Genomic DNA, 18,218 nt, shown 5'->3' on the forward strand with positions numbered 1-18,218 from the left:
CTTAGATATAAAGCGCAGTGATCTGCGCTACTGGATTATTTTTTTTCTTTCGGACGTTTTGTACCGTATTTAGAACGTGATTGCATACGATTGTTTACGCCTGCTGTATCCAAAGCACCACGAACGATATGATAACGAACCCCTGGTAAATCTTTAACCCGTCCACCGCGGATAAGTACCACGCTGTGTTCTTGAAGGTTATGACCGATACCTGGAATGTAAGCAGTAACCTCGATACGGTTCGTTAAACGAACACGAGCATACTTACGAAGTGCGGAGTTCGGTTTTTTTGGAGTCATAGTACCTACACGAGTACATACACCACGTTTTTGTGGAGCGCTAATGTTCGTCTCTTGACGTTTCAAAGCATTATACCCTTTTTGAAGTGCAGGTGATTTTGATTTCTCAATTTTAGCTTGACGTCCTTTACGGACTAATTGATTAATAGTTGGCATTGTGTTGCCACCCCCTTCCCATATTTGTAGTTCCAATATAAACCATATCTTAAGTCCACAGACCCAGGTGGTTCATAAAAGAACAAATGAAAAGTCCTTGCCTGCCACTCACGACCAGCAAAAACATTCCTGATTGCATTATTTAAGGACAACGGCCATAGCAGTTCCCACTTCGATTCCGCAAGCTTTGCCCAATTCTTTCATTGTATCCACATATGTGATCTTAACAGAATGAGTCGAGCATAATTGAACGATTTTCGAGATGAGATGATTTTCCGCATCCTGCGCAACATAGACTTCTTCAGCTTGACCCGTCTCGACCATCCGCATTGTCTGCTTTGTGCCTACTTTGATCCGGGCATCCTTTAATCCTTTGTCATTAGTCATCTTCCGATTTCCTCCAAAAGATCAGGGATCAGCATGCTATTCACGCACCTTTGCTATAGTACCATTAGCTAAAGGATACTGTCAATAGATAACTATAATTCTATTTCATAAATAATCATTATATTTCTTTGACTTCACCCATTAAACAGCAGCTAGAACTGAATAACATCAACTGTTGTTCAGTTCAGCCGCTTATTTATGAGCAATATAAGATTACATTATAACGAGATTAACAAATTACTCAACAGTTACCGTTTCAAGACCAGGTTTCTTGGCTTCAAACTTTTCTGCATCTTCAAATTTAACGCTACGATAACGGTTCATCCCTGTACCAGCTGGAATCAACTTACCGATAATAACGTTCTCTTTAAGACCAAGTAATTTATCGACTTTACCTTTGATTGCTGCATCTGTCAGGACACGAGTTGTTTCCTGGAAGGATGCCGCAGACAAGAAGGAATCAGTTTCCAGAGATGCTTTAGTAATACCAAGCAATACTGGTTTAGCAACTGCTGGCTCTTTGTCAGCCATGATTGCCACTCTGTTCGCATTCTCATATTCGTACATATCAACAAATGAACCTGGCAACAATGTTGTTTCACCAGCATCGATGATACGGATTTTACGTAACATCTGTCTGATCATAACTTCAACGTGCTTATCATTGATTTCTACACCCTGGTTACGATATACACGTTGTACTTCTTGCAGGATATAGTTCTGTACGCCACGGATACCTTTGATACGTAGCATTTCTTTAGGGTCAATCGAACCATCTGTTAGTTCATCCCCAGCTTCGATTTCCATACCTTCTTTAACTCTTAGGCGGGAACCGTAAGTTACAGGGTAAACTTTAGTCTCTGCTTCACCTTCAACCTCGATTTCACGACGGTCTTTAGTTTCACGGATTTCTTTAACCACACCATCAATTTCACTGATGATTGCTTGACCTTTAGGATTACGCGCTTCGAAAAGCTCTTGAATACGCGGCAAACCTTGAGTAATATCGTCCCCTGCAACACCACCAGTATGGAACGTACGCATTGTAAGCTGTGTTCCTGGTTCACCGATAGATTGTGCTGCAATAATACCAACTGCTTCACCAATCTCAACGTGTTTACCAGTAGCAAGGTTACGACCGTAACATGTTTTACATACTCCGTGTTTTGCACGACAACTTAATACTGAACGGATTTGAAGTTTTTCAACTCCAGCTTCAACGATCGCTTCAGCTTTATCCGAATCTAGCAATTCGTTACGACGAGCAAGAATCTCACCTGTTTTTGGATGACGAACAGTTTCGAAGCAATAACGACCTTCTAAACGATCATAAAGATCTTCGATAACTTCTTTGCCATCTTGAATACGGCTTACAGTGAAACCTTTATCTGTTCCACAATCTTCTTCACGTACGATTACATCTTGTGCTACGTCAACTAGACGACGAGTTAGGTAACCTGAGTCAGCAGTACGAAGTGCTGTATCCGCCAAACCTTTACGCGCTCCGTGAGTAGAAAGGAAGTATTCTAATACTGTCAGACCTTCACGGAAATTCGATTTAATTGGAAGTTCGATGATACGACCCGATGGATTCGCCATCAGACCGCGCATACCACCAAGCTGAGTGATCTGCGATTTGTTACCACGAGCTTTGGAGTCAACCATAAGCATAATAGAGTTATAGCGATCCATTGATTTCATAAGGACTTCAGTAATATCATCCTTCGTACGAGACCAGATCTCAATAACACGATCATAACGCTCTTCATTCGTAATCAAACCACGACGGTATTGATTCGTAATAACAGCAACTTTTTTATCAGACTCATCCAAGATTCCTTGTTTTTCAACAGGAACAATAACGTCAGATACACCAACAGTAATACCTGCACGCGTAGAATAAGTGAATCCAAGTTGCTTGATTTTATCCAAAATAATAGATGTTAATGTTGTATGGTAGATTTCAAAACAACGAGCGATAATTGAACCTAAATACTCTTTACCGATAGCGCCTGTTTGAGGAACACTACTGATAAATTCACGGATATTCACACCTTTATCATAGATAAAGTAATGATCCGGTGTACCTTGGAACAAGTTACGACGCGTTGGCTCATTAATGTAAGGGAATGATTCAGGGAAAATCTCGTTAAAGATAATTCGTCCGATAGTTGTTACCATCATTCCTGTTTGTTGCTTCTCTGTAAAGCTTGTTTTGTTCAAAGCTTTAACAGGGATTGCTACACGAGCATGCAATGAAGCAACGCCACGTTGGTAACCCGATACTGCTTCGTTCACTGTACGTAAAATCATACCTGAACCTTTAGCTTCATCATTATCCATAGTTAGATAGAATGAGCCCAAGACCATATCCTGTGAAGGAGTAACAACTGGTTTACCATCTTTAGGGTTCAAAATGTTACCAGATGCAAGCATCAAGATACGTGCTTCCGCTTGCGCTTCAGCAGACAATGGAACGTGAACCGCCATTTGGTCACCATCAAAGTCAGCATTATATGCTGTACATACGAGTGGGTGAAGACGAATTGCACGTCCTTCAACCAAAATAGGTTCAAATGCTTGAATACCAAGTCTATGCAGAGTAGGTGCACGGTTTAGAAGAACTGGATGTTCTTTAATAACTTCTTCAAGTACATCCCATACTTCTGGACTTACACGTTCTACTTTGCGTTTTGCGCTCTTGATATTATGAGCAAGACCTTTGTTAACCAATTCTTTCATAACAAAAGGTTTGAATAACTCTAGTGCCATCTCTTTTGGAAGACCACATTGGTACATTTTCAAGTAAGGACCTACAACGATAACCGAACGACCAGAATAATCGACACGTTTACCTAGTAAGTTCTGACGGAAACGTCCTTGTTTACCTTTTAGCATATGACTAAGAGATTTCAATGGACGGTTACCTGGTCCTGTTACTGGGCGACCACGACGACCATTATCAATAAGAGCATCGACAGCTTCTTGAAGCATACGTTTCTCATTTTGTACGATAATGTCAGGTGCACCTAGATCCAATAGACGTTTAAGACGGTTGTTACGGTTAATTACACGACGATACAAATCATTCAAGTCAGACGTCGCAAAACGTCCACCATCCAACTGTACCATCGGACGAAGTTCTGGAGGGATAACTGGCAATACATCCATGATCATCCAATCAGGGAAGTTACCAGAGTTACGGAATGCTTCGATAACTTCAAGGCGTTTGATCGCACGATTACGACGTTGACCTTGAGCTGTACGTAGCTCTTCACGTAAAAATTCTAGTTCTTTATCAATATCAAGGTCTTGAAGCAATCGTTTAATCGCTTCTGCACCCATACCTGCATGGAAACCATGACCGTATTTTTCACGGTAGCTACGGTATTCTTTTTCAGATAAAAGTTGTTTTTTCTCCAGCGGTGTCTCACCTGGATCTGTTACAACATAAGATGCGAAGTAGATTACTTCTTCCAAAGAACGTGGAGACATATCAAGTGCTAGACCCATACGGCTTGGAATACCTTTGAAATACCAAATGTGAGATACAGGAGCTGCAAGCTCAATGTGTCCCATACGTTCGCGACGTACTTTAGCGCGTGTTACTTCAACGCCGCAACGATCGCAGACTACGCCTTTGTAACGTACACGTTTGTATTTACCGCAGTGGCATTCCCAGTCTTTGGTTGGTCCAAAAATACGTTCACAGAACAACCCGTCTTTCTCTGGTTTAAGCGTACGATAGTTGATTGTCTCCGGTTTTTTAACTTCTCCGCGGGACCAAGAACGAATTTTGTCTGGGGAAGCTAGCCCAATTTTCATAAATTCGAAATTGTTAACGTCTATCAAAAGACACCCCTCCTAAGGCCAAATCCTGTTTATTGTCATTCTTATCAAAAACTGTATGAATTCCCATATACCCTCTCATCAATAAGGGATAGACCGGGATAAATCTCCGGTCTATCTTCATTGTTAGATCACATAGGGAATGTGTAGTGGCAATAGTTACTCGGCTCCGACTTCAGAACCTTCTAGATTAAGACTGAGCTTATCGTTCGTGCTCGCCTCTTCTTCATCATCCAATTCTCGCATTTCGATCTCATTCTCATTTTCATTGAGAATTTTGACGTCCATACCCAAACTTTGCAATTCTTTGATTAGAACTTTGAATGACTCAGGAACACCTGGTTCAGGAACATTCTCGCCTTTAACGATGGATTCGTATGTTTTCACACGACCAACGACATCATCAGATTTGACTGTAAGGATTTCTTGTAGGGTGTAAGCAGCACCATAAGCTTCAAGTGCCCATACTTCCATCTCCCCGAAACGCTGTCCACCAAATTGAGCTTTACCACCCAACGGCTGTTGCGTAACCAAAGAGTAAGGACCTGTAGAACGAGCATGGATTTTATCATCAACCATGTGTGCCAGCTTGATCATATGCATGACACCAACAGTTACTTCACGTTCAAATTCTTCACCGGTTCTACCATCATAAAGGATCGTTTTACCGTTACGTTGCATACCTGCTTCTTCCATTGTATCAAATACATCATACTCTTTTGCTCCATCAAATACTGGTGTAGCAACATGAATACCAAGTTTCATAGAAGCCATACCTAAATGGACTTCAAGAATCTGACCGATGTTCATACGGGAAGGTACACCTAGTGGATTCAATACAACTTGTACTGGAGTACCATCAGGCATAAACGGCATATCTTCTTCCGGCAAAATACGTGCTACAACACCTTTGTTACCATGTCGTCCCGCCATTTTATCGCCTTCAGAGATTTTACGTTTTTGCGCAATATATGCACGTACCAAGTGATTAACACCTGGTGGCAATTCATCGCCATTTTCTCTAGTGAATACTTTAACGTCTACAACAATACCATCAGTACCATGCGGTACACGAAGACTAGTGTCACGAACTTCACGAGCTTTTTCACCAAAGATAGCGTGCAGAAGGCGTTCTTCAGCAGTTAGTTCAGTTACACCTTTAGGTGTTACTTTACCAACAAGAATATCACCAGCAGCAATTTCAGCACCGATACGAATAATTCCGCGTTCGTCAAGATTTTTGAGTGCTTCTTCACCAACGTTAGGAATATCACGTGTGATTTCTTCAGGTCCAAGTTTAGTGTCACGAGCTTCAGATTCGTATTCCTCGATATGAATCGAAGTGTATACATCCTCTTTAACAAGTTTTTCACTCAATAGGATCGCATCTTCATAGTTGTAACCTTCCCAAGTCATGAAGGCAACGACTACGTTACGTCCTAAAGCAATCTCGCCCATCTCAGTCGAAGGACCGTCAGCAAGGATATCTCCTTTTTGAACGTAATCGCCTGTTTTAACGATAGGACGTTGATTAATACAAGTTCCCTGATTCGATCTCATAAATTTGTGTAATTTATGTTTAACAAGATCGCCTTTTACTTCTTTGCCATCTACGAGTTCAATACGACGTACTGTAATCTCGTTAGCAGTAGAACGTTCAACGATTCCGTCATGTTTACTTACGATACAAACGCCTGAATCTTTTGCTGCTTTATGCTCCATACCAGTACCAACAAGTGGTGCTTTAGGAATAAGCAAAGGCACAGCCTGACGCTGCATGTTAGAACCCATCAATGCACGGTTGGAGTCATCATTTTCCAAGAAAGGAATCAATGCTGTTGCTACAGACACAACCTGTTTAGGGGATACGTCCATATAATCAACACGTTCATTTGGCATTGGTAAAATGTTATCCGCTTGTTTGTTATAACGAACGATAACCATTTCGTCAGTGAAAGATCCGTCTTCATTCAACGCTGCATTCGCCTGAGCAACAACATAGTTATCTTCTTCATCAGCAGTCAAATAATCAATTTGATCTGTAACACGATTTGTCTTAGGATCTACACGACGGTATGGAGCTTCAATAAAGCCATACTCATTGATACGTGCAAATGTAGACAAGGAGTTAATCAAACCGATATTCGGTCCCTCTGGAGTCTCGATCGGACACATACGGCCATAGTGACTGTGATGGACGTCACGAACTTCAAAGCCTGCGCGTTCACGAGTCAAACCGCCGGGTCCCAAAGCAGATAAACGACGTTTGTGCGTCAATTCACCCAATGGGTTCGTTTGGTCCATAAACTGTGAAAGCTGGGAGCTACCGAAGAACTCTTTAATCGATGCAATAACAGGACGTATATTGATCAAAGCTTGTGGTGTAATGACGTTAGCATCTTGAATAGACATTCTTTCACGAACCACACGTTCCATACGGGACAAACCGATACGGAATTGGTTTTGTAAAAGCTCACCTACAGAGCGCAAACGACGGTTACCCAAGTGATCGATATCATCTGTATCGCCAATACCGTTCAACAAGTTCAAGAAATAACTGATTGAAGCGATAATGTCAGCTGGAGTAATATTTTTAACTGTTTTATCAATAATTCCGTTCGCAATCAAAGTCACAACTTTACCATCTTCGATTGGAGAGAATACATTGATGCTTTGCATTGGGATATCATTATCATCCAATACGCCGCCAGCTACGTGATATGTTTTATGATTCAAATCGCCTTCCAAATACGGCATGATTTCGTCTAAAAGACGACGGTCTACCATTTGTCCAGCTTCAGCAATAATTTCACCAGTATCCGTATCAATTAGCGTCTCAGCCAAACGTTGGTTGAAAAGACGGTTTTTAATATGGAGTTTTTTGTTGATTTTGTAACGACCTACGTTTGCAAGATCATAGCGTTTTGGATCAAAGAAACGCGCTACTAACAAGCTCTTCGCATTGTCGAGAGTTGGTGGTTCACCTGGACGAAGACGCTCATAAATTTCAATCAGCGCTTTGTCTGTAGAATCCGTGTTATCTTTATCTAAAGTATTGCGGATATATTCATCGTTACCAAGTAGGTCTAGGATTTCAGCATCTGTACCGAATCCAAGTGCACGCAATAGTACTGTAACTGGAATCTTACGAGTACGGTCAATACGAACATAAATGATATCCTTAGCATCCATTTCAAGTTCAAGCCATGCGCCACGGTTAGGAATAACTGTAGCAGTATATGATGTTTTACCATTCTTATCGACTTTAGTGCTGAAATAGACGCTGGGAGAGCGAACCAACTGGCTGACAATAACCCGTTCTGCACCATTAATAACAAAGGTACCGGTTTCCGTCATCAACGGGAAATCACCCATAAATACTTCCTGCTCTTTGACTTCACCCGTTTCTCTGTTGATAAGACGGACTTTTACCCGAAGTGGAGCAGAATAAGTAACGTCACGCTCTTTTGCGTCGTCTACTGTATATTTCGGCTCACCAAGGCTGTAATCGATGAACTCGAGAACCAAATTGCCTGTAAAATCTTGGATTGGCGAGATATCGTGAAACATTTCGCGCAAACCTTCTTCCAAAAACCACTGATATGATTTCTGTTGGATTTCGATCAGGTTAGGTACTTCAAGAACTTCGTTAATTCGTGCATAACTTCGCCGAGTGCGTCGACCATATTGAACAAGATGTCCTGCCAACTTAAACTCACCCCTTAATGTCTACTCGCTTAAAAATTTCATTGCGAACTACTGTTTGGATCACGTATAATAGGTGCATACATAGAAGTTCACATCCATAAAATAGAGAAAAGCCCTTATCGAATACTTTCGAAAAAAGAGCAGCATCAACTACCAACGAATGTGATTACACATTTGAATGCTGTATTACGGCTGAAATTGACCGAAATACCCCTTAATATACGATTATAGACAATATTAAACACCTTCATGGATGACTAATTTTCATGATTATTTCAGAAAACTAAAGCCAAGAAGGGCATCTTAATACTGACATTTTGTAATCATACCATGTTCAGAACTTCGAGTCAATGATCCTAAAGCAACTTTTATTTAGTAGCTTTGAAAATCCGATAGCCTTTATCTTTCGTTACTTCCTCTACAGTATCAAACAATTCTTCCAATTTTGCTTTGGCTGAAGGAGCGCCCTGTTTCTTCTGAATCACAATCCACAGTGTACCACCTTTATGCAAATGCTCTGCTGCCTCTTCAAAAATAGTGTGAACTGTCGATTTACCTGCACGAATAGGTGGATTTGTCAGAATCACATCAAACATCTTTCCTTTGACTGCACTAAACAAATCACTTTCCAAAATAGTTACGTTACTGATCCCATTCAATTTAGCATTTTCTTTTGCTAACTGAACAGCTCTTTCGTTCACATCAACCATCGTTACATGACCTTTAGTCGCAAGATAAGCCGCAGATAGCCCCATAGGTCCATAACCACAACCTACATCTAACACATGAGCATTCTCAGCAATATCTATTGCTTCAATTAAGACCCGGCTTCCATAGTCAATGCCTGTTTTGGAAAAAACACCGGCATCGCTTGTAAAACGAAATACTTTACCTCGCAAGGTTGCTTCCAGGACTCGCCGATCGTGTGCCGCTCCTGGCTGATTGGAATAATAATGGTCTCCCATATTCTCCGCTCCCTCTTTTCAAGCTGATCTACAAAACAAACCCCTTGAACGAATTCAAGGGGTTTGCCGAAAATAAGAGGAAACCTCTTATTTTACTTCTACAGATGCGCCAGCTGCTTCTAATTTTTCTTTGATAGAATCAGCTTCTTCTTTAGCAACGTTTTCTTTGATTGCTTTAGGAGCGTTGTCTACTACTTCTTTAGCTTCTTTCAAGCCAAGACCAGTGATTTCGCGTACTGCTTTGATTACGTTGATTTTAGATCCGCCAGCAGAAGTCAAGATAACTTCGAATTCTGTTTGCTCAGCAGCAGCTTCGCCGCCACCAGTACCAGCAGCAGCTACAGGAGCAGCAGCAGTTACACCGAATTCTTCTTCAATTGCTTTTACAAGATCGTTTAATTCAAGAACTGTCATGCCTTTGATGGCTTCAAGGATTTGTTCGTTACTCATTTGTAAACCCTCCATATAATGGTTTTATTTTTAAATCGATTTTAGCTGATCACACAGCCATCGTTATATCTGTTAAACAGATGTAACGGTTGAGCAAAAAGCTTACGCGCTTTGCTCTTCTTTTTCTGCAACAGCTTTGACAGCCAGTGCAAAACCGCGCATTGGTGCTTGAAGCACGCTGAGAAGCATAGACAACAAACCTTCGCGTGATGGCAATTCTGCCAACGCTTTGATTTCTTCAGCTCCAACAATACGTCCTTCAACCACTCCACCTTTTAATTGAAGAGCTTCGTTTTTCTTAGCGAAGTCATTCAAAATTTTAGCTGGAGCAATTGCATCATCTTTACTGAAAGCAATAGCAGTAGGACCGGTAAGAATTTCATTCAAACCAGCAAGATCAGCAGATTCAGTAGCACGACGAACCAATGTATTTTTCAATACTTGGAACTCAACTCCAGCTTCACGTAATTGCTTACGTAATTCTGTAATTTGAGCTACGTTTAGACCACGATAGTCAGCTACAACAGTAGTTGTGCTTTCGCGCAATTTTGCTGCAACAACTTCTACCGCTTCTTGTTTTGCATGGATTACTTTTGCGTTTGCCAAATTGGACACCTCCTGATCGTATTCTAGCTTTTCTCTGTTTCCGTAGAAGTCAGAAGAAAAGACTTTCCTACACGGACATTAAAAAAAGCCCCCGCAGAATGACGAAGGCTTGATTGAGCGGAACCGAGACGCAGACTAATCTGCGCTCTCAAGTATCCGGTATTCTATCATAACACCTCGGTAGGAAATTAAGCCTGTTACAGCACCTACTGTCTACGGTTAAACATATTCAAATGTAAATGCAAGTACAAAGTTCAAGCATATTCACAACTTTTACATAATATCAAGTATATTGACTATTGTCAACAACTAATTATTTGTAGATAGAAGCGTTTACGCGTGCGCTTGGTCCCATTGTCGAAGAAATCGCAATGTTTTTAAGGTAGATACCTTTAGCCGCAGCTGGTTTAGCGCGGTTAAGAGCTTCAACAAGAGCTTTAAGGTTCTCGTTTAATTGCTCAGCAGAGAAAGATACTTTACCGATAGGAGCGTGAATTTGTCCTGCTTTGTCTAGACGGTATTCGATTTTACCAGCTTTGATTTCTTGAACAGCTTTGGTAACGTCGAAAGTTACTGTGCCGGCTTTAGGGTTAGGCATAAGACCTTTACCACCAAGCAAACGACCCAATTTACCAACTTCGCTCATCATGTCAGGCGTAGCTACGCAGACATCAAATTCGAACCATCCTTGTTGGATTTTGTTAATCATATCTTGATCGCCTACGAAATCAGCTCCAGCAGCTTCTGCTTCTTTTGCTTTTTCTCCTTTAGCGAATACCAAGACACGTTGAGTTTTACCAGTACCGTGTGGCAATACAACTACACCACGAACAGCTTGGTCTTGTTTACGCGGGTCTACGCCCAAACGTACTGCTGCTTCAACAGTTTCGTCGAATTTTGCAGTAGATGCCTTTTTCACTAGATCAACAGCTTCTGAAGGCTCGTAAGTTGCTTCGCTATCAATAAGCTTAACAGCTTCTAAATATTTTTTACCGTGTTTAGCCATTTTATATTCCTCCTTTGTGGTATTAGCGGATATTCCTCCCACAATTACTGAATTCATACGAACTCAGTACTGAGACTATTCACTACAAGAGTGAATTAGTCTTCGATCGTGATACCCATGCTACGTGCTGTACCTTCAACCATCAACATCGCCGCTTCTACGGACGCTGCATTCAAGTCAGGCATTTTTTGTTCTGCAATTTCACGAACTGCGGAACGTTTAACAACTGCAACTTTTTTCTTATTAGGTTCGCCAGATCCTTTTTCGATCTTAGCAGCAACTTTCAAAAGAACTGCAGCCGGTGGAGTTTTAGTGATGAAAGTGAAAGAACGATCTTCAAACACTGTGATTTCAACCGGAATGATCAAACCTGCTTGATCAGCTGTACGAGCGTTGAATTCTTTACAGAATGCCATGATGTTGACACCTGCTTGACCCAATGCCGGACCTACTGGAGGAGCCGGATTCGCTTTACCCGCTGGAATTTGCAGTTTCACCATTTTGATTACCTTTTTAGCCATGTAAAACACCTCCTTGCGAATAGTGGTAGACGGACATTGCTGCCCTCCCACGCAAAACGCCGCATTATACGAAAATCGAAATAATCACATAAGTGCGGTAAAACTGGAAGCACTGGTCAGGAGCCATTGTGATACGAGATCATCAATGATTCCCCGTGTCATCCTAGAAACCTACTATATCTTTTCCACTTGAGTATAATCTAGCTCAAGCGGGGTTTCCCGTCCGAACATGTTAACATGTACTTTCAGCTTGCTCTTTTCAACCAAAATTTCTTCCACGGAGCCAACAAAGTTCGCAAACGGTCCTACTTTAATGCGTACAGATTCATTGATGTCGAATTCAATAGTTTCCTTCGGCTCATCCATACCCATGTGTTTGAGAATTTGTTCTACTTCTTCTGGTAGTAATGCGGTTGGCTTAGAGCCAGCACCTGTTGAACCGACAAAGCCAGTTACACCAGGAGTATTACGCACAACATACCAAGAATCGTCAGTTTGAACCATTTCGACAAGAACATAACCGGGGTAAACTTTACGCATAACGGTTTTTTTCTTACCGTCTTTGTTTACCACTTCTTCTTCCATAGGAACAAGAACGCGGAAAATTTTGTCTTCCATGCCCATAGACTCAACGCGTTTTTCTAAATTGGCTTTGACTTTGTTCTCATACCCTGAATAGGTATGAACGACGTACCATCTTTTTTCCATATCAAGCCACCTGGAACCCTTCTTAAATTATCGCTTCGATCACAGCGGAAATGCCGATGTCTAGAACCCAAAAATAAATGGCGACAAACAAAATCGTACCAATAACGATAAGAGTATAGTTAGTCAGCTCTTTACGATTAGGCCAGCGAACCTTTTTAAGTTCAGCCCAGCTTTCGGAGAAAAAGGAAAACACAGACTTGAAGCTTCGTGCCACGACTACACCTCCAAAAGACTATCTGGTTACATGATGAGAATCACAAGTTCTGGAACTAGTGCATTCCGCATCCCATGCGGTCAGGGTGGTTACACTTGCTTTAAATGCAATCATTTTGCCGCAAAGCAAAGGTTGACACATTAAAAAGCAGGCGAAATTAGGCCTACCTAAAACACTTTATCATAGCGTTCCAACCCTGTCAACGAATAAAGCACAACGATTAACAAATATTTTCCATCCATAGGGTCACTATTTTGATACACCCTTGAGCAAATAAAAAAGACTCCAGAGTAAGAGTCTTTGCTTGATTGCTTCCGGATTCAATTATCACGTACTTCGAGATAGCGTTCCAGTTTACGTTTGACACGTTGTAGTGCATTATCAATAGACTTGACATGACGACAAAGATCAACCGCAATTTCCTGATACGAACGACCATCCAGATAGAGCATTAGAACTTTACGTTCCAAATCGCTCAAAATCTCAGACATCTTATCTTCCAATCCTACGAACTCTTCCTTGTTAATGACAAGCTCTTCGGGATCAGATACCTGAGAACCGCAAATGACATCAAGCAGGGTTCGATCAGAATCTTCATCATAGATCGGTTTGTCTAGTGACACATACGAATTGAGCGGAATATGCTTTTGCCGTGTTGCCGTCTTAATAGCTGTAATAATCTGACGAGTAATGCATAATTCAGCAAAGGCTTTGAACGAAGAAAGTTTATCGCCTTTAAAGTCACGAATCGACTTGTACAGACCAATCATACCTTCTTGCACAATATCCTCGCGATCTGCACCAATCAAAAAATAAGATCGGGCTTTCGCACGCACAAAATTTTTGTACTTAGTAATTAAGTACTCTAGTGCCTGAGAATCGCCTTGCCGGACGGCTTCTACAAGATCTTCATCACTTTGGTAATCGTACGGTGACACCATCATATCTTTGAGGTCGACACTCACAAACAATCCCTCCGGTTGCAACGCAAGGTCTCCGTTACCCTATGAAATATAGCCCAAGTATATATTATGTAACCTCACATCGTCAACAACTTATGTCGTATTTACCGCTTATTTGATGACATTTATTGATATTTAGCATTAAATAGAACGCAGGTTCGTAAGTAAGCTGTCATTTGATTGACAGCTCACTCTCCTCTGCGCCACTTTTCAAACAGATCACGTTGTTTTGAATTTAATTTACCATCTAACGTATTACGTGCTCCACTTTGTTTATGGTCTATAATTTTTTGTTTTACTTCTTTTTCACTAAGCTGAACTTCGATCAATAGCTCTCTTGCTGACACTCTGAGCGCACCTTGTCCAAAAATAACGTGTTGCTCTGTCATATCACTAGTCGCCACATAAATTTGTCTGCGTTTGCGTCCAAGTTCACGAACAAACCGCTCAATCGCTTCGTCAGCTGTTTCTTTTTCTTTTGTAAAATAGACTTCGACTTTACCTTGATTAAAAGATTTGCCTAGACCGATTACTCGGTACGCATCAAATACAGCAATCACTCGGCGATCTGAGAAAGCTTGATAGTTAGCCAATCTGTTTAATAAACGATCGCGAGCTTCCTCTAAACCGATTTCGGAAAGCTGAGCCAGTTCAGGCCAAGCTCCGATCATGTTGTAGCCATCTACTAGAAGAACATCCCGTAAATCGGTCATCACATTTAACCTTGACCTAAAGATTGTCTGCGACGCAGCACTTCATACATCACAACACCTGCTGCAACAGAAGCATTCAATGAATTAATTTGACCTTGCATTGGTAGTTTGATCAACACATCGCATTTTTCACGAATCAATCGCCCCATACCTTTACCTTCATTTCCAATAACAATCGCTACTGGACCTGTGAATACTTCAGCATCATACAAGCTACTGTCTGTATCTACGTCTGTTCCCACGACCCAGACACCTTGCTCTTTCAAACGATCTATCGTTTGTCCTAAATTCGTCACACGTGCAACCGGAACATATTCAACAGCACCTGCTGATGTTTTGGATACGGTAGCTGTGATTGAAGCAGAGCGACGCTTCGGTACGATCACTCCATGTACACCTGTACAATCTGCTGTACGTAGAATAGAACCTAGATTATGAGGATCTTCGATTTCATCAAGCAAAAGCAAAAATGGAGCTTCGTTTTTGGCTTGAGCAGCTTGTAGAAGATCTTCAACTTCTGCATATTCATAAGGAGCAGCTTGAGCGATAACGCCTTGATGCTGTACATCAGGCACAAGTGTATCTAGCTTACGCTTGTCTACTAATTGCACCACGATTCCTTTTTTCTTGGCTTCTGTCATAATTGGTTGTGTTAGATTTTTCTGCGATCCTTCAGCAATCCAGATCTTATTGATACTACGTCCAGCACGTAAAGCTTCTGTTACTGAATGCTTACCTGCAATATATTCCTCTTCCATACCGTTTCCTCCTAATGTTGTATCATCCGTGTTAGGACTGTTTTTCCAAATGACGGATTCCTTCAGTGATTAACTGCTCCATACGTGCATGTTCACCTTTATAATATAGATAACCCAAAAGACACTCCCATGCTGTCGCATAACGATAATCAATCACACTTGCATTTTTAGGAATAGTTCCCGATTTGGCATTTCGCCCTTGGCGTACTACATTACTTTCAGCTTCTGTTAACGATGGTTCAAGATGAGCTAAGATTTTGGCTTGGGCACCCGCAGATACAAAGCTTGTAGAAGAGCGATGTAAATGATGAGGACGCAAATTTTTACCTGATAATAAATACTGTCTGATGGCTACTTCATGAATAGCATCCCCCATATAGGCAAGTGCCAGTGGGGGAAGTTGCTCTACAGGCTTGGAAGGGTCAAAACTGAACCATCCTTTATTACTTTTCTGAGATTGAGCGGGATTCAACGATTCTTCACTCATTTGCGGCGCCATCTCATGCCTTGTGGAGTATCTTCTAACATGATCCCTTGCGCAGATAACAGATCACGAATCTCATCAGCACGTGCCCAGTTTTTATTTTGACGAGCTTCTACACGCTCTGTAATTAATTGATCGATATCCGCATCTACCAATTCTTCCTCTTTCCAGTAAATACGAAGTACTTCATTCATTTCATCAAACAAATCTAGCAATGCTTCAAGCGAAGCTTTGGCTACAACTTCTTTTTGTAACAACAAATTAGCTTCATTGACCCATTCAAAAATAGCTGTGATTGCATCCGGTGTGTTGAAATCATCTTGCATTTTCTCATGAAACAGATGACGAATCTCAGTCAAGCGTCGGTTCAAGCTTTCTTCTACAGGTGAAGCTTGGTCTGAAGCAGAAAGGCGATGCTTCACATTATTTACGGCATTCGCAATACGGTCTACACTATTTTCGGCTTGTTGAATAGTATCTGCATTGTAGTTCAATGGATTACGGTAATGCGTAGATAACATGAAGTAACGAATCGCTGCTGGTTTGTGTGCTTTACGCAAATCTTTAACCAAAATACCGTTACCTAAAGATTTGGACATTTTCTCATCGTCTATACGAATAAATCCATTATGCATCCAGTAATTAGAAAGTGGCTTGCCTGTAACAGCTTCTGATTGAGCACATTCGCACTCATGATGCGGGAACTGCAAATCTTGTCCGCCTCCATGAATATCTAGCGTATCTCCCAAGTAATGACGCGCCATAGCAGAGCACTCGATATGCCAACCCGGTCTACCTGCTCCCCAAGGACTTTCCCATGATACTTCACCTGGCTTAGCGGCTTTCCATAATACGAAATCTTCTGGATTTTCTTTACGCTTATCGACTTCTACACGAATCCCAAATTGTAATTCATCTAATTTCTGATGGGATAACTTACCATAGTCTGCAAATTTGCGAGTGCGGAAATACACATCGCCTTCTTTAGCATAAGCATAATCTTTATCTACCAGACTCTGGATAAACTCCAAAATGATATCCATGTTCTCTGTTACACGTGGATGCATTGTTGCATGACGAATCCCTAATCCTTCAAGGTCCTCAAAGTAAGCCGCAATAAAACGTTCTGCTACATCAGCGACTGTTGTATTTAATTCTTCAGCTTTGCGAATTAATTTATCATCTACATCTGTAAAGTTAACTACATAATTTACGTTATACTGTTGATTTTCTAAATAACTACGAACGACATCGAAAAAGATCATCGGTCTTGCATTACCAATATGGATATAGTCGTACACGGTAGGTCCGCATACATACATTTTAATTTCTCCTGGCGTCATACTGACAAACTCTTCTTTCATACGGCTCATCGTGTTATATATTTGCAATGCCATACTGTCATCCCTTTCGTATATGTTGCTCTAGTACTTATCGAATATGTTTAAAAGTAACAGGTCATCATTACTCTTTTTTAATTTCTGCTTCGCAGGTAGCTAATTGTTTGCGTAATTGATCGATCTCAGATTGTAATTCATTGAGTTTACTTGTTATTGGATCAGGCATTTGATGTCTTAAGCGATCAGCAGGCTGTCCATTTTGTCGAACAATTTTACCAGGAATGCCGACAACTGTACTATCCGGTGGAACTTCACGAAGAACGACTGAATTGGAACCAATATTACTTTGATCGCCTACTTTGAAAGAACCCAGAATCTTAGCTCCCGATCCAATCACGACATTATTCCCAATCGTAGGATGACGTTTCCCTTTCTCTTTGCCTGTTCCTCCCAAAGTAACCCCTTGATAAATCAGAACATCATTACCAATCTCACAAGTTTCTCCAATGACTACACCCATACCGTGATCAATAAATAATCGTTGTCCAATTGTAGCTCCTGGATGAATTTCGATCCCTGTCATAAACCGACTACATTGTGAAAGAGTTCGTGCAACTGTAAACCAACCTCGACGATAAAAAGCATGAGCTATCCGATGCCACCAAATTGCGTGTAATCCGGAATACGTAAAAATCACTTCAAACCAGCTACGTGCGGCTGGATCATTATCAAAAACAGCTTGTATATCAGATCGCATATTTTTCAGCATTACGTTTCCCCTTTTAACCTGCGCTTCATTAAAAAAACGCCCCCACAGCCCCTTAGAGGCTGCAGAGGCGTGAATTGACGCGGTTCCACTCTGCTTGAGTTATTTATTGATTACATCTTATAAAAGATGTATACGTAAATAAAATAACTCTACTTATCATGTTCCTTAACGAGGAACGGTCGGTATATTTTACTTCATACTTGCTATCTTTTAATCAATACGGATAAAAGATGGCAGAAATGGTTCAAATATACAGCTCACAGGTGCATGTTCAAATGTTTGTAAATAGATGATTTCCAGCCAACATTAGATAATATTCTTAT

17 protein-coding genes and 1 other annotated feature are annotated in these 18,218 nt (G+C 41.1%); all 17 genes read right to left on the reverse strand.

From position 1 onward, the window contains the following. Nucleotides 1-35: 35 nt before the first annotated feature. On the reverse strand, nucleotides 36-455 hold the full coding sequence (gene rpsL, locus PO903_RS02150) for a 30S ribosomal protein S12 (protein ID WP_069328349.1): 420 nt from the start codon (nucleotides 453-455) through the stop codon (nucleotides 36-38). Nucleotides 456-593: 138 nt separating this feature from the next. After that, the gene (locus tag PO903_RS02155; protein ID WP_069328348.1) at nucleotides 594-842 is read right to left on the reverse strand and encodes a ribosomal L7Ae/L30e/S12e/Gadd45 family protein; all 249 of its coding nucleotides are present in this window, start codon (nucleotides 840-842) and stop codon (nucleotides 594-596) included. A 237-nt stretch (nucleotides 843-1,079) separates the two neighbouring features. After that, nucleotides 1,080-4,694, reverse strand: coding sequence for a DNA-directed RNA polymerase subunit beta' (gene rpoC / locus PO903_RS02160; RefSeq protein ID WP_069328347.1), 3,615 nt, complete (start codon nucleotides 4,692-4,694; stop codon nucleotides 1,080-1,082). Nucleotides 4,695-4,850: 156 nt separating this feature from the next. Beyond that, nucleotides 4,851-8,399 (reverse strand): DNA-directed RNA polymerase subunit beta, encoded by a 3,549-nt coding sequence (gene rpoB / locus PO903_RS02165; RefSeq protein WP_069328346.1) that lies wholly within the window; start codon nucleotides 8,397-8,399, stop codon nucleotides 4,851-4,853. A 368-nt stretch (nucleotides 8,400-8,767) separates the two neighbouring features. Beyond that, complete coding sequence (locus tag PO903_RS02170; RefSeq protein ID WP_069328345.1) at nucleotides 8,768-9,364, reverse strand: class I SAM-dependent methyltransferase; 597 nt, start codon at nucleotides 9,362-9,364, stop codon at nucleotides 8,768-8,770. 87 nt (nucleotides 9,365-9,451) lie between these two features. Next, nucleotides 9,452-9,814, reverse strand: coding sequence for a 50S ribosomal protein L7/L12 (rplL, locus tag PO903_RS02175; RefSeq protein WP_069328344.1), 363 nt, complete (start codon nucleotides 9,812-9,814; stop codon nucleotides 9,452-9,454). 102 nt (nucleotides 9,815-9,916) lie between these two features. Further along, nucleotides 9,917-10,420, reverse strand: a complete 504-nt coding sequence (gene rplJ, locus PO903_RS02180) for a 50S ribosomal protein L10 (protein ID WP_069328343.1) — start codon at nucleotides 10,418-10,420, stop codon at nucleotides 9,917-9,919. A 72-nt stretch (nucleotides 10,421-10,492) separates the two neighbouring features. Further along, nucleotides 10,493-10,657 (reverse strand) — a sequence feature (ribosomal protein L10 leader region). Nucleotides 10,658-10,733: 76 nt separating this feature from the next. After that, the gene (gene rplA / locus PO903_RS02185; protein WP_069328342.1) at nucleotides 10,734-11,426 is read right to left on the reverse strand and encodes a 50S ribosomal protein L1; all 693 of its coding nucleotides are present in this window, start codon (nucleotides 11,424-11,426) and stop codon (nucleotides 10,734-10,736) included. Between the two features lie 95 nt (nucleotides 11,427-11,521). Beyond that, entirely contained in the window at nucleotides 11,522-11,947 is a 426-nt protein-coding gene (gene rplK, locus PO903_RS02190; protein ID WP_069328341.1) for a 50S ribosomal protein L11, read from the reverse strand. A 174-nt stretch (nucleotides 11,948-12,121) separates the two neighbouring features. Further along, nucleotides 12,122-12,655 carry a transcription termination/antitermination protein NusG gene (gene nusG / locus PO903_RS02195; protein ID WP_069328340.1) on the reverse strand — a complete coding sequence of 178 codons (534 nt, stop codon included), beginning with the start codon at nucleotides 12,653-12,655 and terminating at the stop codon, nucleotides 12,122-12,124. A gap of 22 nt (nucleotides 12,656-12,677) precedes the next feature. Further along, nucleotides 12,678-12,869: a preprotein translocase subunit SecE gene (secE, locus tag PO903_RS02200; RefSeq protein ID WP_069328339.1), complete on the reverse strand. Its 192-nt coding sequence runs from the start codon at nucleotides 12,867-12,869 to the stop codon at nucleotides 12,678-12,680. A gap of 320 nt (nucleotides 12,870-13,189) precedes the next feature. Next, entirely contained in the window at nucleotides 13,190-13,834 is a 645-nt protein-coding gene (sigH, locus tag PO903_RS02205; RefSeq protein ID WP_069328338.1) for an RNA polymerase sporulation sigma factor SigH, read from the reverse strand. Nucleotides 13,835-14,019: 185 nt separating this feature from the next. Further along, nucleotides 14,020-14,544: an NYN domain-containing protein gene (locus tag PO903_RS02210; protein WP_273592460.1), complete on the reverse strand. Its 525-nt coding sequence runs from the start codon at nucleotides 14,542-14,544 to the stop codon at nucleotides 14,020-14,022. Nucleotides 14,545-14,549: 5 nt separating this feature from the next. Beyond that, on the reverse strand, nucleotides 14,550-15,302 hold the full coding sequence (gene rlmB / locus PO903_RS02215) for a 23S rRNA (guanosine(2251)-2'-O)-methyltransferase RlmB (protein ID WP_137225648.1): 753 nt from the start codon (nucleotides 15,300-15,302) through the stop codon (nucleotides 14,550-14,552). Between the two features lie 31 nt (nucleotides 15,303-15,333). Beyond that, nucleotides 15,334-15,789 (reverse strand): Mini-ribonuclease 3, encoded by a 456-nt coding sequence (locus PO903_RS02220; RefSeq protein ID WP_273592461.1) that lies wholly within the window; start codon nucleotides 15,787-15,789, stop codon nucleotides 15,334-15,336. Then, entirely contained in the window at nucleotides 15,786-17,183 is a 1,398-nt protein-coding gene (cysS, locus tag PO903_RS02225) for a cysteine--tRNA ligase (RefSeq protein ID WP_273592462.1), read from the reverse strand. The genes PO903_RS02220 and cysS overlap by 4 nt, the downstream gene beginning before the upstream one ends. A gap of 67 nt (nucleotides 17,184-17,250) precedes the next feature. After that, nucleotides 17,251-17,943, reverse strand: a complete 693-nt coding sequence (gene cysE / locus PO903_RS02230) for a serine O-acetyltransferase (RefSeq protein ID WP_241669445.1) — start codon at nucleotides 17,941-17,943, stop codon at nucleotides 17,251-17,253. Nucleotides 17,944-18,218 lie beyond the last annotated feature (275 nt).

This window comes from Paenibacillus sp. PK4536 (assembly GCF_028594455.2).
GTDB classification, from domain to species: domain Bacteria; phylum Bacillota; class Bacilli; order Paenibacillales; family Paenibacillaceae; genus Saccharibacillus; species Saccharibacillus nuruki.

Coding starts and splice junctions, on each gene's coding strand:
- rpsL (WP_069328349.1), bottom strand. CDS start 455: ATGCCAACTATTAATCAATTAGTCCGTAAAGGACGTCAAGCTAAAATT.
- PO903_RS02155 (WP_069328348.1), bottom strand. CDS start 842: ATGACTAATGACAAAGGATTAAAGGATGCCCGGATCAAAGTAGGCACA.
- PO903_RS02170 (WP_069328345.1), bottom strand. CDS start 9,364: ATGGGAGACCATTATTATTCCAATCAGCCAGGAGCGGCACACGATCGG.
- rplL (WP_069328344.1), bottom strand. CDS start 9,814: ATGAGTAACGAACAAATCCTTGAAGCCATCAAAGGCATGACAGTTCTT.
- rplA (WP_069328342.1), bottom strand. CDS start 11,426: ATGGCTAAACACGGTAAAAAATATTTAGAAGCTGTTAAGCTTATTGAT.
- rplK (WP_069328341.1), bottom strand. CDS start 11,947: ATGGCTAAAAAGGTAATCAAAATGGTGAAACTGCAAATTCCAGCGGGT.
- nusG (WP_069328340.1), bottom strand. CDS start 12,655: ATGGAAAAAAGATGGTACGTCGTTCATACCTATTCAGGGTATGAGAAC.
- PO903_RS02210 (WP_273592460.1), bottom strand. CDS start 14,544: ATGACCGATTTACGGGATGTTCTTCTAGTAGATGGCTACAACATGATC.
- rlmB (WP_137225648.1), bottom strand. CDS start 15,302: ATGGAAGAGGAATATATTGCAGGTAAGCATTCAGTAACAGAAGCTTTA.
- PO903_RS02220 (WP_273592461.1), bottom strand. CDS start 15,789: ATGAGTGAAGAATCGTTGAATCCCGCTCAATCTCAGAAAAGTAATAAA.
- cysS (WP_273592462.1), bottom strand. CDS start 17,183: ATGGCATTGCAAATATATAACACGATGAGCCGTATGAAAGAAGAGTTT.